This window comes from Ensifer sp. YR511 (genome assembly GCF_900103045.1).
Taxonomy (GTDB): domain Bacteria; phylum Pseudomonadota; class Alphaproteobacteria; order Rhizobiales; family Rhizobiaceae; genus Ensifer; species Ensifer adhaerens.
On record NZ_FNGR01000019.1, the window covers coordinates 1 to 13,576 of the forward strand.

The window sequence follows — 13,576 nt, forward strand, 5'->3', positions numbered from 1 at the left end:
TCCGCCAGCAAGTACCGCAATGCCGGCCAGGTCTGCGTGTCGCCGACCCGCTTCCTCGTGCAGGAGCGCGTCGCCGATCAGTTCCTCGACGGCTTCGTCGCCGCCTCGAAGACGATCAAGGTCGGCAACGGTCTCGAAGCCGGCGTCGACATGGGGCCGCTTGCCAACGAGCGGCGCATCCCGGCGATCGAAAGCCTGGTTGCCGACGCGCTCGAGCATGGTGCCCGATTGGCGACCGGCGGCCATCGCATCGGCAACCGCGGCTACTTCTTCGAGCCGACGGTTCTGGCGGACGTGCCGCTTTCCGCCCGGATCATGAACGACGAGCCGTTCGGTCCGGTCTCGATCATCAATCGCTTCCATGATCTCGACGAGGCGATCAACGAGGCCAATCGCCTGCCCTTTGGTCTTGCGGCCTATGCCTTCACCGGATCGGAGCGCAGCGCCCACCGCCTGGCAAGCGAGGTCGAAAGCGGAATGATTTCGATCAACCATCTGGGCCTGGCGCTCCCCGAAGTCCCCTTCGGCGGCATCAAGGATTCCGGCTACGGCACCGAGGGCGGCTCCGAAGCGATCGAGGCCTATCTGGAAACACGCTTCGTCACGCGAAAGAGCGTCTGACGCCGGCGGTCGGCGAAACGTGGCTGAGGAGCGACGTCCTATTGTGTTCTTGCACGGAAACAGTGGCGATTTTTCCAGCTGAATCCGACCGGGCACACCTTAACGAAAAACACAAACCCTGACGGTTCAGTCCTTGGACAACGAGGTGCGGCTCGTGAGGATGGAAGTTCGACTTTGCACAACGTCATTCAAACTGGCAGGCATGACCTTGCGGCACTAGATAATTGAGCACCGCTGCCTTGATTGTAGAGAGAGCCGTAGCGGCCGGCTCGCATCAAAAGCATGGTGGCCACAGTAGGACGAAGGAACAGCAGGCATTGTCGATATCCCGCGTTCGCGTCATCGATCTGGAAACGGCCGGCAACGGACCGAACGACGTTTGCGAGATAGGGTGGCAGGACGTGATCCTTGAAGACAAGGGACGCTGGATCGTCAACGATGAACGCGGCGCATTGATGGTCAATCCGGGGCGGCCGATTTCGCCCGACACGATGGCCATCCATCATATTCTCGACGAGCAAGTCGCCGGTGCGCCCTACTGGAAAAATGTGGCGCCAGAAGTATTGCATCCGCCCGGCGGGATCGACGCATTGGCCGCACATCGTGCAGCCTTCGAACAACGGTATTGCACGCCTCGTCTCACCGGCGGCTTGCCCTGGATCTGTACCTGGAAGTGCGCCCTACGGATTTGGCCCGATCTGCCACGGTTTTCCAACCAGATGCTCCGCTACCAGCGTATGCCGGAAGGGCTCGTTCACGAGATAGGTCTTCCGGCCCATCGAGGCATGCCGGATGCCTATGTGACGGCCCATCATCTGCGCGACCTGTTGAACGCTGCATCGCTCGATCAGTTGCTGGCGTGGAGTGCCGAGCCGGGCTTGTTGCCGCGCGTGCCCTCCGGGCCTGATCGTGGGAAGGGCTGGGATCGCCTAAGTACAGAGACGCTCACCGAATTTCTTCGCGATAGAGATAGCGACATCCGCTTCAGCGCCCAGACCGAGTTGCAAAGGCGCGGTGAATTCGAACCGACCGCTGCCGACGAGCCAGCGCAGCAAACCTTGCTGTGACTGGAACTGTGCGTCGCGAATGCGCCGACTGACGGGCCGCACCAGCGTGGCGCTCGGCGAACGCGGTAATCTGCCTTGGTGAAGTACTCTACCCAGCATCGACAGGAATTTCCTTGAAGACACGCACACCGCTTATCCTCACCGCCCGGATCGCGGAGATCGATCTTGAGATCTTCGATCGCCTTCGAAACGTGCATTTTCCGTCGGAGCGAAACTTCCTCCGCGCTCACCTCACGATGTTTCATCGGCTACCAGGCGAACACCTCGAGCGCATCGTTGGGGAATTGCGGGCCGCGGCCACCAAGCGTGACCAGATCCGCGCGGAGGCAGCCAGTGTTCGCCATCTCGGCGCGGGCGTCGCGTTCACGATCAGAAGTCTTGCGCTTGAAGACCTTTATGCAGAACTAAAGCGCGCTTTCATGCCATGGCTGGGCGGTCAGGACGTGCAGAGGTGGCAGCCGCATATCACCGTCCAGAACAAGGTTTCGCGGTCAGCCGCAGACACCTTGTACCGGCAACTGACGCACGATTTCAAACCACGATCGTTGACGCTGGAAGGACTGGATCTCTGGAGATATCTAGGCGGACCTTGGCAGCTCGAACGGGCCGTCGACTTCGACTTGGTCTCCGCTCCCCGTGCAGCGCCACAAGGCCGGCTCAGCGACGATCGTTGACGAATTGCTGAGCGGACACCGATGCTGTATCCGCGCGCTTATGACCAACAGGGTCGGGGCCCAGAGGCCCCGAAAGAAGACTTTGGGTCGCACCAGGAAAAGACCACCTCCCGTCACAGCGCGCGAGCCACACATCGATGACGGAAGCGATGCCGAACTCGCTCAATTCTCCGAGCATCGTTTTGACCGGGTCTCAGTCAGGAAGATGGCGAAAGCTGTGACGGGCAGTGCGAAGCCGATCATGGAGGCGAGCCACCATCCACCCGAGGCAAATGCCCAGGCACCCAAGGCAGAACCAATGGCGCCGCCAGTGAAGAAGATTGCCATGAACAAGCCGTTGAGCCGGCTGCGCAAGTCCGCGCCGAGTTCGTAAATCGAGCGCTGCCCCGTCACCAGCGTCATGGTGACGCCGAAGTCGAGCAGGATTGCAGCAAGCGTCAGAAGCGTGAGCGCCAAGTTCGAGCCTTCAGAGATTTGCGTCATCAGAAAGGCGGCCGCGACACTGACAAGGCCGAACGCCGTTGCCGGTCGCACCAATCCCTTATCAGAAAGGCGCCCAGCGATAGGCGAAGCAATTGCACCCGCAACACCCGCCAGGGCGAAAAGCGCAATGCCATTGTGACCCAAACCAAAGCTGGGCCCTGCAAGATAAAGCGGCGTCACGGTCCAGAAGAGGCTAAATGCGGCGAACTGACAGGCCTGATAAGCGGCGCGCCGTTGCAGGACCGGCTGCGTCGCGAGAAGCTGGGCCATCGACTTGAGCAGTTGGCCGTAGCTCAAACGACCTGCCGCCGGCATGCGGGTCGGCAATTGCGCCCATAGAAGGGCTGCAAGCCCGACCATGACGATCGCGGAAACATAGAACACGGCATGCCAGGAGCTGACGCCGGCAATCAGTCCGGAAATCGGCCGCGCCATCATGATCCCAACCATCAAACCGCTCATGATATTGCCAACGACCCGGCCCCGAACCGCATCCGGTGCAAGGTTGGCAGCGAATGGCACGATCATCTGGACAGCAACCGAGCCGAGCCCGATGGCGAGCGAAGCGGTCAGAAAGGGGCCAGGTGTGGTGGAGAGCCCGGCCGCAATCAGGGCAAGAGTAACCAGGCCGATCATAGTCACAATCAACCGACGATTTTCCAGGAGATCACCCAGTGGCACGAGGAGCAGCAACCCGAGGCCGTAGCCGATCTGGGTCACGGTCACGATCAAGCCTGTTGCCCCTGCCGGTAGGCCGATGTCGAGTGCGATCGGCCCGGCGAGTGGCTGGGTATAATAGAGGTTGGCGGCAATCAGGCCGCAGGCGGCGGCCATCAGAAATGTCATGCCGGCAGAGAGTCCGGCCGGGCGCTGCGGCTGGGCGAGGGAAGCTGGAGTTGTCATGAAGATGCCTTGGGAGAAATGACGCGGGCGGGTTGATCAGTCAAGAATGCGCAAGATTGCTTCGCCGGAAGGGAGCATCTGGTTCTCCAACTCTCCGGTCTTGCCGGCGATACGCACGCCCTGCAGATACGAAAACAGCGCAAGCGCGGTACTTGCTGGATCGACGTCATGGCGAATTGAACCATCCAACTGGCCATCGCGGATGAAACCTTCGAGCCGCGTGACGAGCTTGCGATTGTGTCTTCCGACCCTGGCGGCGATCTCGGCATCGGAAAGAACCAGTTCCACGGCGGCGCCGATGGCCAGGCATCCACGCCTGCCGGTCTCACCACAGGCGGACATGGCATAGAACCCGATGATGCGGGCAACCTTTTCGCGACCGGTGGTGGCTGAACACAATGCCTGTTCCAGAAGGTCGGCGCGGACCTGCTTATATCGGTCGTAGGCAGCGACGAAGACATCACGCTTGTCCTGAAACGCCTTGTATAGGCTGCCGGCAGTCAGTCCCATTTCGGCTTTCAGTTCTGCGATGGAGGTTCCGTGATAGCCCTTCTCCGAAAATATTCGGATCGCCGCATCCAGAGCTTGGGTCATGTCGAATTCGCGGGGGCGCCCGACGGGGCGATGGGGGGTGCTTTCGGAATTCATTTGACGGCCTATTAGGAAACGATCGTTCCCTAATAGGCCGTCAAAAGGATTTGGTCAAGCCGATATCTATCGGCCTCACGACTTCAATTTGACAGCATGTGTTGTAAAGACGAGCTACTCATGTTGCTTGCCGACGATACTGGATCCTTGAAGGCAGCATGCAGGAAAGGCGCCCGTGGGCGAGTTCGATAGAAAGTGCGACATTCCAGCAACGGGTGGCCAGGGGCTGAAGGGCATGGCTGACTAATGTCTCTCAAGATGCCGGCTGAACAATCTGTTTAGCACGTACACGTGCTTCCCTTTCGGGGAAGCATCTCCAGGCGAACAGTGCTCGATTTGGATCTGCCCGACGAATTGGCTCACCGGGACTGCCCTAACCGCCATGGGCCGGCCCTTGCACCGCCGCACGCCCGGCGCTCCCCGGATGTGCCGACTTGACGGGTTGCGGTGCTTCCGTCGACAGCGCCTCCCGGATGGCGTCCGTGATCGCAGAAACGACAAAGTCCGCTTGCGTTTCCTCAACGATTAACTTCCCGGGTTCGTGTTCGTCCGTGTCCTGCCATAGAACTATGCCGACCCGCGCTCCAGGCGCCAGCCGCTTCAGGCGCCGGACAAGGAATTTGGCGTGGCGCATGGATTCTCGATCGAGAGCAGTGAGAACGATGGCATGCCGACCCTCCATCGGCAGTTCCTTGATTTTTTGCGGCCTGAGAGCTTCATGGCTAAAATAAATGACGTCCGCGCCTTGTACCCGCAGCACCTGCACGAGCATCATTGCCGTGACATCATCGAGCGCACTTCGCCCTCCTAGGCAAAGTACGGATCGCCCCTCGCCAGGGGGGAGTTCATAATCGTTCAGTTTTTCATCGGTTTTTTCGAGGTCGGGATCTTCGCTTTTGTCTTCGTCTTCCTCTTCAACCGCGATCTCCTCGAGATTGGCAACCAGTGTGCCTGCACTTTCGGCAACCCGTGCTCCTTGCTCTTCCGTCAAGGCACCACGCATACGGTCACTTTCGGCCAGAAGCAGCGCGGGAATGGCAACCGTGTTGTAAAATTCGACGAGGTACATTTCCTCAAGCATCTCCTCTGCATTATCCGTTGCTTCGTCCGGGTCTCCCGCCAGCAACCGTTGGTAAAGGCGCTCCTTTGGATTGAGGACAGCCTCATTGCCCAACAGAATTTCGAGGAATTCGAACTGGCGGACGTGACGGCCAAGCACAACCAGGCATACGGTGAGCGGCGTCGACAGTACCAGTCCAACCGGGCCCCAGAGCCAGGCCCAGAAGATGGCAGCAACAATGATCGCAAGGGGAGACAGTCCTGTGCGAGACCCATATAGCCATGGCTCAACAACGTTGTTGCTTACAAGTTCTAGGGCAATGAAGAGCCCAAGCGTCAGAACCACCAAGCTCCAGCCCGGAGCCGCTGCGAACGCGAGAAACAGGGGCAAGGCAGCAGCAATCACCGGGCCGATATAGGGCACGAAGCGCAGCACGATCGCGAGCATGCCCCACAAAAGTGCGTTTGGAATCCCTAAAAGCCAAAGGCCAATCGCGAGCGGCGCCCCATAGGTGATGTTGACGACGAGCTGCATGAGCAAATACTGGCCCACACGAGCGCCCGCATCTTGGAGCGCCTCGGTCGTTCGATGAAGATCGCCATACCCGACAAGCCGGATGAATCGGTCGCGCAGATCCTCGCGCTCGAACAGCATGAAGATGACGACGACGATGACGAGGCCAGCGGTTGCCAAGGGACCTAGGAGCGGATTGATGACGCTCATCAGGATCTCGATCGGGCGCTGCGGCGAAAATATCTCTACCAGAAGCGGCTTCGGTTCAGGCGCTGTCGCGGGCGACACAGCCACATCTTTTTCAGGTCGGCTGAGCTCGACGCTGACCCGCTCCATCACGCGGCTCAGCCGATCGAGTATCTGGCTGTCCGATCCAGCCTCTTTTAGAGAGCGGATCTTCTCGACAATATTTGACTGGTATCTCGGCGCATCCCGCGCGACCTCGCTGATTTGCAGCGCCACCATGACGCCAAATGCGGTGAGGAACAGGAATGCCATCGTTACGGTCCCGATAACCGCGACCGAGCGAGGGCAGCCGGCGCGGCGCAGCCTTGAGACGACGGGTGCAAGAGCAAACGTCAAAAGGATGGCAATCGCCAACGGAAGGAAGACATCCCTGGCAATGTAGAGCGCCGCCACCGTTGCAGCAATTGCTGCAAGCGTTGGCAGCTTCGACGTCTCAGCGGTGGCCCGCGAGAAGGTCAGCGGATGCAGTTCGTCGGCCATATTGACCGGGTCTTTCCCACTCTTTCGCGAAAATCTCAGCATTGCCCCTCCCAGGACCTTCCAGCCATGCCCCTTCTGGCCTCCAACTGTGAACGCTGCGGCCCGGTGGCTCTCAAGCTACAGGCAGGCGTGGTCAATCCATAGGCATTGCCGGTCAGCACGACCGACCAACTGAGAATATTAGAACAGACGCACAAATAAGCCAGACGGCGAGGTCCCGACGGCAAAGGCTAACTGCGCCTCCCCGATTGGCAGTGGTCGCGGTGATGATTGGGGTGTGGCTCGGCGGCGCGAGAAAAGTGCGTTCCTTGGGAGGTCCATATGGCGACTGGCGAAGTTGCAGATCAGAGACACGCTGACCGATGCCGCAAGCATCGCGCATGATCCTCGCCGAGGGTGGATCAGCGTTTCCAAGGCCATAGAACGAACGGGTGAAAAGTTACGATACTTGCCTGTTCGCGGCGGAATTGTAGCCCCTTTTGAGTAAGCGTCTAAGCATTGCTCCCCAATTTCAGACGTGCTGGTATCCGCTCTCAATCGAGGGAGCGTTATGTTTGACGATGAGATCGACGTCGAGTGCCCCGAGTGCGGCCACGAAAACGGGGCACCGGTCGACCGAGTGAGGGACGACGAGCACCTCCACTGTGAAAGGTGCGGAAGCGCCATCCCGCTGGGCAGACAGAAGCATTTGCTCATCATCGAGCACGTCACTAAGAACATCGCGAAACTCAGGCGCTCGCTCGCCAAGTTCAGACAAAACTCTCCCGCTGCCCGCCGCAGGCCCCGAGGAAAGTCGTAGATGGGACTGCGTCCCCTCGCGCTTCGAAAGCTCCCGTGATTTCAAAAGCGTCGGATGGCCCAGCCATCTCGCGCGCACCCTTAAACGATGGATGGCGCAGAGCCGGGAACAACAGGAAAGTCGCACGCGTTTTACCGAAAGCTTGAGGATAGCTTAATGCGCTCTACTGCGGATCCAAGGAGGTCCGTTATGGCAAAGCATCCAAGATACGTATCGCCGAAACAGACGGGCTTGTACCCGGATCGAGATCTGGACTGCCAGATGGCAATGGACGATGTTTTCCAATCGGTCGCCGAATATGGCGAGGCGGCCGGCTGGTCCGAGCGAGAGGTCGCCGACGCCTTGATTGAACTGGCGCACAACCGGTGGTTCATGCTGGATGCCAAGGAAAAGATGTTCGAGGAAACGGCCGGCGTCATCATTCGCAAGGATAAGACTTCCCCACTCCACTGAGCTATTCGGCCTTCATATTTCGGCGACGAGGAAAATTAAAACGGGAGCGGAACCGATTTCATCCGGGCGGTTTGGAGGGCGGGACCGCTGTGTTCCATCCTGCTGGGCCACGAAAAGCGATATACTCTCGTGGCCCTTCAGTCGCCTTTCGGGTCACTTCTTTTGACATAAATAAATTAGCAACCCGACAAGGAACAAGGTCAGCATCGGTGAGTTGAGACTCCGAGAAGGAGTTTCCTATGGTCTTTATAAGACCTGGTTCGATTGCCGGGGCGGCGGAGGGGCTGACATCTCAGGGCTGATCGTTTCGATCAAGTACGCCCTGGCGTCCGAAGCACCCTTCGATACGCAAAATCTCTGCTTCAGAGTGCTCGGAACATCCGTCGTCATAGAGGGTCAGGTCAGCCATAGCAGTGGTGACGATTTTATCCGCCGTATCGCTGAGGATATTGCCGGGGCTGACCGGGTCCTCGTGCGCGTCGGTTGTCCTCGCAGCAACGGATTTTCGACGATAGGCCACAACACAGGCAAGGAGAACGGTGATGATGCCTAACATAAGCGGTAACAGCGAGAGCATCGCAAAAAGGCTGATCGCACACGGACGCGAGCCGACCGATTTCCCCGACGATAGCCCGCTCGGCAAGGGGGATTTGCGCGAACCGCGCGAGCCAGTGCCGGAATTTGACGAAACCGAGGATGAAGACGATCTTGACGAGCCCGAGGAAATAGAGCTCGACAGCATCCTTGATCCGGACAGGTACGACCCCGACGACGACTTCCCTCCTCCAAAATAGCAAAGGTCTGGTCCAACTTTCGCAACAGGAGATGGAACCCGTTCGAGGCACCTGCGCTTTCTTTTTGTGAAAACCCTAAGCCCCCGATCAGGTTGACGCCTTCACCATCCCTCCGCAAGTGAAGCCCCGATAAGCAATGGCCTCGTCGCCGCCCGACGGGGCCATTCCTTTTCATGGCCCTTAATTCGGGGGAGCATTTCTGCTCCTGGGGACCACAATGGGTCGGAGGGGTACGCACTTTGAGGTTGCCCAGCTTTGGACCATCAAGGGCAAAACGGGGAGATTGGTTAGCCTGCCTGTCTGCGCCCGCGTTACGAAACTTTCATTTTATCATCATGCAGATTGTCACGGACTGTCACACGCAGCTGTTAGCAAGCGCTCCGGCTTCATCGTGCCACCGATCCTGGTGTCCGCCATCCTGCAAGGAGCGTTCTGCAAATGAGAGTCTCCGTCACTACCTCCGTATTCCTCGGCCTGATGGCTAGCGTCGCGTTTGGCGCGCCGGCTGCAGCCGCCGAAAAGACGAAATTCGAGTTCTGGTACGGCCTTTCGGGCGATCTTGGCGAACGCGTCCAGGATGCCTGCAAGAAGTTCAACGAGAGCCAGTCGGAATTCGAGATCGTCTGCACCTCGCAAAACGGTTACGACACCACCCTGCAAAACACGATTGCCGCCTACCGCGCCAAGAAGCAGCCGGCGATCACCCAGATCTATGATGCCGGCACGCTCGACATGATGCTGTCCGGCGCCTTCGTGCCCGCCAAGAAGCTGATGGCCGACAATGGCTACAACATCGATTGGAACAACTATTTCGGCGGTATCGCCAACTACTACGCAACGGCGAAGGGCGAGCTGAACTCCTTCCCGTTCAACTCCTCGACCGCGATGTTCTACTACAACGTCGACGCTTTCCAGAAGGCCGGCATCGACTTCAAGCCGGACACCTGGGAGCAGGTCGAGGAAGCAGCCCGCAAGCTGAAGACGGCCGGCTTCGAATGCCCGCTCGCGTTCAACTTCGACACTTGGCCGCTGATGGAGCAGTTCTCGGCGGTCCACAACCAGCCGATCGCAACCAAGGCGAACGGCTATAACGGACTGGACGCCGAGCTTGTCGTCAACAAAACCAAGTTCGTCGACCACGTGAAGTTCTTCAAGAAGATGGCTGACGAGAAGCTCTTCGTGGTCAAAACCAAGCAGCTCGGCATGGACATTGTCCCAGCCTTCACGTCCCAGACCTGCCAAATGATCCAGACCTCGGTCGCCGACCACGGCACGATCGGCAAGACCCTTCCCGAGAATGTGAAATGGGAAGTCGCCATGTTGCCGGTCTGGAAGGGCACCGAGCGGCAGAACTCGCTGGTCGGCGGCGCCTCGCTTTGGGTGCTCGCCGGTCGCCCGGAAGCCGAATACAAGGGCGCGGCCGCCTTCCTCAACTACCTTGCGACGCCGGAAATGGCCGAGTGGTGGTCGACGGTGACGGGCTACATCCCGGTGACCAAGACCGGCTTCGACGCCATGAAGGCCAATGGCTTCTACGACAAGGCTCCCTATAAGGGCCGCGAACTCGCCATCCAGAGCCTGTCCTTCACCCCGACCTCGGAAAACACCCGCGGCATTCGCCTCGGCGGTTTCACGCAGATCCGCAAGGAATTCGCAACCGCCCTCGAAGCGATCTTCATGCAGAACGCAGACGTACAGGCCGAACTCGACAAGACGGTCGAACGCGGCAATGCCGTTCTGCGTCGCTTCGAGAAGACCTACGCCGGACAGACGCTGAACTAAAATCTGATCCGCCCGGAGCCTGCCGTAAACATCAGCAGGCTCCGATCGCTCTTCTTGCGCATTGGAATTTCGACATATGGACAAGCGCGCGGCCTTTCGCAGCTGGTGGCTGCCCAGCCTTTTCGCCCTGCCGCAGATCATTTTGATCCTGCTCTTTTTCTACTGGCCCGCGGTCGCCGTGTTGCGATGGGCCTTCACGCTGGAGCCGCCATTCGGGGGTGACGCCGAATTCGTCGGCCTTGCCAACTTCGAGGAAGTCTTTGCCGATCCGCTCTACTGGAACTCCGTTGGCGTCAGTCTGGCATTCGCCCTTTGCGGCACGCTCGCCACCATTTTCATCGGCCTTGTCCTTGCCCTAGCTGTCGACCGGCAGTTGCCGGGCTCCGCGCCGTTCCGGTTCCTCTACATTCTGCCCTATGCGATTGCCGGGCCTGCAGCCGGCATGGCCTTCCGCTTCATCCTGTCGCCGGAACGCGGCCTGATGGCATCGGTCAATGCCGCCTTTCCTGACTTCTGGAACCCGGCCAAGTACGGCAGCCACGCCCTCATCCTCGTCATCGTCGTCTTTGCCTGGAAATGGGCGGGCTATACCTTCATCTTCCTGCTCGCCGGCCTCCAGTCGGTTCCGCGCTCGCTCATCGAGGCGGCCGCCATGGACGGCTGCGGCCCGATCCGCCGCGCGGTCGATATCCAGATACCGCTGTTGGCGCCAACGCTCTTCTTCCTGCTGGTCATCATGATGACTGAGGGCTTCGTCGGGGCAGACACCTACGGCATCGTCGCCCGCACGACCAATGGCGGCCCGAACCACGGCACCGACGTGATGGTCTACCGCATCGTCGAGGAGGCGTTCCGCGGCCTGAACTACTCCGGTGCGTCCGCCCAGAGCCTCGTGCTCATCGGCCTCATCATGATTTTCACCTTCATTCAGTTCCGCTTCATCGAGCGCCAGGTCCATTACAAGTGAGGCTTCCATGATCCAGCGGACCCCCTTTGCCAACGCGCTGACCTACGGCGTGATGATCTTCGGCTTCCTGCTCTTGATCGGCCCTTTCATCGTCATCGTGTCGGGCGCCAGCCAGACCTTCCAGCAAGTCAACGCCATACCCTTCAGCTTCGTGCCGCAGGATCGCCTGTTCGTGAACATGGGTGCGGCCTGGTCGCGCGCCAATCTCGGAACGGCAATGCTGAACAGCTTCGTGATGGCAAGCCTCGTCACGGTCGGCAAAGTGGCGCTGTCGGCGCTGACGGCCTTTGCCATCGTGTTCTTCCGAACACCCTTGAAAGGCTTCTTCTTCTGGATGGTGTTCATCACCCTGATGCTGCCGCTCGAAGTACGCGTGGTCCCGACCTATGCCGTCGCCGCCGACCTGTTCCAGCCGATCCGCTTGCTGATCTTCGCCGTCACCGGCTTCGAAGTCTCCGTCGATTGGAATCTTCTCAATTCCTACGCCGGCCTCACTTTGCCGCTGATCGCGACGGCGACCGGAACCTTCCTCTATCGCCAGTTCTACCTGACCCTGCCGGACGAACTGGCGGAGGCTGCGCGCATGGACGGGTCGGGCGCGATCCGCTTCTTCATCGATATGCTACTTCCGCTCTCGCGCACCAACATGCTGGCACTGACAACAATCATGTTCGTCTACGGGTGGAACCAGTATCTCTGGCCGCTCCTGATGGTGACGGACCCGCAATACAAGACCACGATGATGTCGCTGGTAGCCCTTCTGCCCGCCGACAACGGCACGCCGGACTGGAATGTGACGCTCGCCGGATCACTGCTCATCATGCTGCCGCCGCTCGTCGTCGTCGCCGTCTTACAGCGGTGGTTCGTTCGCGGCCTCGTGGCCACGGAAAAATGACCCCGCTTTCCCCAATCAGAACAGACAGAGAGGTCCGCGCTCATGGCTGACATCGCAATTCGCGCCGTGCGAAAATCCTACGGAAAGAACCCCACCCTGCATGGCATCGACCTCGCTTTCGCCTCGGGAGAATTCGTCGTGATCCTCGGCCCCTCCGGCTGTGGAAAATCGACGCTTCTGCGGATGATCGCGGGGCTTGAGGAGATCACCGCGGGTGAGATCGCGATCAATGGAAAAGTTGTGAACAAGCTCGAACCGCGCGAACGCGGCTGCGCCATGGTGTTCCAGAACTACGCCCTCTATCCGCACATGACCGTTGCAGGAAATATCGGCTACGCCCTGAAGGTGGCGGGTGTTGCAAAGGCGGAGCGCCTGCGTCGAATCGAGGAAACGGCCAAGATCGTCGGGCTTTCCGATTATCTCGATCGCAAGCCTGCTGCCCTTTCTGGCGGCCAGCGGCAGCGCGTTGCCATGGCGCGCGCGATCATTCGCGAGCCGAACGTCTTTCTTTTCGACGAACCGCTGTCGAACCTCGACGCCAAACTTCGCGTCACCATGCGGGCAGAGATCCGCAAACTGCATCAGCGTCTCGCAGCAACGTCTATCTTCGTCACGCACGACCAGGTGGAAGCAATGACGCTGGCTGACAAGCTGGTGGTTATGAACAAAGGCGTGGTCGAGCAGGTGGGCCAGCCACTCGACATCTATCACCGGCCGGCAAGCGTCTTCGTCGCATCCTTCATCGGCTCACCGGCGATGAACCTGTTCGAAGCCACCGTTGACGTTGACAACGCCTGCCTCACATTCGGCGGAACGAAGATGCCGATCAACAAGGGCCTTGCCACGCGATTGGGCACAAGACAAATCACGGTCGGCATCCGACCGGAACAATGTGTTGTTGCGCCGGACGGCGTCTCGATCAAGGTGGATTTCCTCGAGGAACTCGGTTCCGGCCGCGTCATTCACTCGGACCTGAACGGCTATCCCTTCGCCGCCGCTGTCGACGAGCATCTGCGTGTGCGGCCGGGCGATCGCGTTACCCTGAAGCTGCCGCTCGCGCACCTCCACCTCTTCGACAAGGAAACCGGTCGCCGGATCGAGATCGATCTGGAACCGCGCGCCGTGAGCAGTTCCGCCAGCCAACCGACACTCCAAGCAGTCTGAACTCTTCCATAGATCAGGAGAACCGTA

14 protein-coding genes are annotated in these 13,576 nt (G+C 59.5%); 9 read left to right on the forward strand and 5 right to left on the reverse strand.

Annotated elements, in window-relative coordinates:
* The 3 genes from BLU15_RS25680 to BLU15_RS25690 form a co-directional block, all read left to right on the forward strand.
* A partial coding sequence (locus tag BLU15_RS25680) for an aldehyde dehydrogenase family protein (protein WP_143034258.1) occupies positions 1 to 621 on the forward strand: 621 nt, incomplete at its 5' end.
* Between the two features lie 317 nt (positions 622 to 938).
* A complete protein-coding gene (locus BLU15_RS25685) occupies positions 939 to 1,688 on the forward strand; it encodes a DNA polymerase III subunit epsilon (RefSeq protein WP_090299252.1) in 750 nt (249 codons plus the stop codon).
* 113 nt (positions 1,689 to 1,801) lie between these two features.
* Complete coding sequence (locus BLU15_RS25690) at positions 1,802 to 2,362, forward strand: 2'-5' RNA ligase family protein (protein WP_090299255.1); 561 nt, start codon at positions 1,802 to 1,804, stop codon at positions 2,360 to 2,362.
* 162 nt (positions 2,363 to 2,524) lie between these two features.
* Here the strand turns inward: BLU15_RS25690 and BLU15_RS25695 are convergent, their stop codons facing one another.
* From BLU15_RS25695 to BLU15_RS39595, 4 genes are all read right to left on the reverse strand, one after another.
* Positions 2,525 to 3,748, reverse strand: coding sequence for an MFS transporter (locus tag BLU15_RS25695; RefSeq protein ID WP_090299257.1), 1,224 nt, complete (start codon positions 3,746 to 3,748; stop codon positions 2,525 to 2,527).
* A 36-nt stretch (positions 3,749 to 3,784) separates the two neighbouring features.
* Positions 3,785 to 4,396 carry a TetR/AcrR family transcriptional regulator gene (locus tag BLU15_RS25700; RefSeq protein WP_090299260.1) on the reverse strand — a complete coding sequence of 204 codons (612 nt, stop codon included), beginning with the start codon at positions 4,394 to 4,396 and terminating at the stop codon, positions 3,785 to 3,787.
* 373 nt (positions 4,397 to 4,769) lie between these two features.
* Complete coding sequence (locus BLU15_RS25705; RefSeq protein ID WP_090299262.1) at positions 4,770 to 6,737, reverse strand: AI-2E family transporter; 1,968 nt, start codon at positions 6,735 to 6,737, stop codon at positions 4,770 to 4,772.
* Positions 6,738 to 7,206: 469 nt separating this feature from the next.
* Positions 7,207 to 7,383, reverse strand: a complete 177-nt coding sequence (locus tag BLU15_RS39595) for a hypothetical protein (RefSeq protein WP_176960354.1) — start codon at positions 7,381 to 7,383, stop codon at positions 7,207 to 7,209.
* A gap of 372 nt (positions 7,384 to 7,755) precedes the next feature.
* Here BLU15_RS39595 and BLU15_RS25715 point away from each other — a divergent pair, with 372 nt between their 5' ends.
* Positions 7,756 to 7,947 carry a hypothetical protein gene (locus BLU15_RS25715; RefSeq protein ID WP_143034259.1) on the forward strand — a complete coding sequence of 64 codons (192 nt, stop codon included), beginning with the start codon at positions 7,756 to 7,758 and terminating at the stop codon, positions 7,945 to 7,947.
* Positions 7,948 to 8,239: 292 nt separating this feature from the next.
* Here the strand turns inward: BLU15_RS25715 and BLU15_RS39600 are convergent, their stop codons facing one another.
* Positions 8,240 to 8,503, reverse strand: coding sequence for a hypothetical protein (locus BLU15_RS39600; RefSeq protein ID WP_176960355.1), 264 nt, complete (start codon positions 8,501 to 8,503; stop codon positions 8,240 to 8,242).
* Here BLU15_RS39600 and BLU15_RS25725 point away from each other — a divergent pair.
* From BLU15_RS25725 to BLU15_RS25745, 5 genes are all read left to right on the forward strand, one after another.
* The gene (locus BLU15_RS25725) at positions 8,490 to 8,741 is read left to right on the forward strand and encodes a hypothetical protein (RefSeq protein WP_090299270.1); all 252 of its coding nucleotides are present in this window, start codon (positions 8,490 to 8,492) and stop codon (positions 8,739 to 8,741) included. The two genes, BLU15_RS39600 and BLU15_RS25725, sit on opposite strands and share 14 nt — an antisense overlap.
* A gap of 438 nt (positions 8,742 to 9,179) precedes the next feature.
* Positions 9,180 to 10,523, forward strand: a complete 1,344-nt coding sequence (locus BLU15_RS25730) for an extracellular solute-binding protein (protein WP_090299274.1) — start codon at positions 9,180 to 9,182, stop codon at positions 10,521 to 10,523.
* Positions 10,524 to 10,599: 76 nt separating this feature from the next.
* Positions 10,600 to 11,490 carry a carbohydrate ABC transporter permease gene (locus BLU15_RS25735; RefSeq protein WP_090299277.1) on the forward strand — a complete coding sequence of 297 codons (891 nt, stop codon included), beginning with the start codon at positions 10,600 to 10,602 and terminating at the stop codon, positions 11,488 to 11,490.
* Positions 11,491 to 11,497: 7 nt separating this feature from the next.
* Positions 11,498 to 12,385, forward strand: a complete 888-nt coding sequence (locus BLU15_RS25740) for an ABC transporter permease subunit (protein ID WP_090299280.1) — start codon at positions 11,498 to 11,500, stop codon at positions 12,383 to 12,385.
* A 42-nt stretch (positions 12,386 to 12,427) separates the two neighbouring features.
* Complete coding sequence (locus BLU15_RS25745) at positions 12,428 to 13,549, forward strand: sn-glycerol-3-phosphate import ATP-binding protein UgpC (RefSeq protein ID WP_090299284.1); 1,122 nt, start codon at positions 12,428 to 12,430, stop codon at positions 13,547 to 13,549.
* Positions 13,550 to 13,576: the final 27 nt, after the last annotated feature.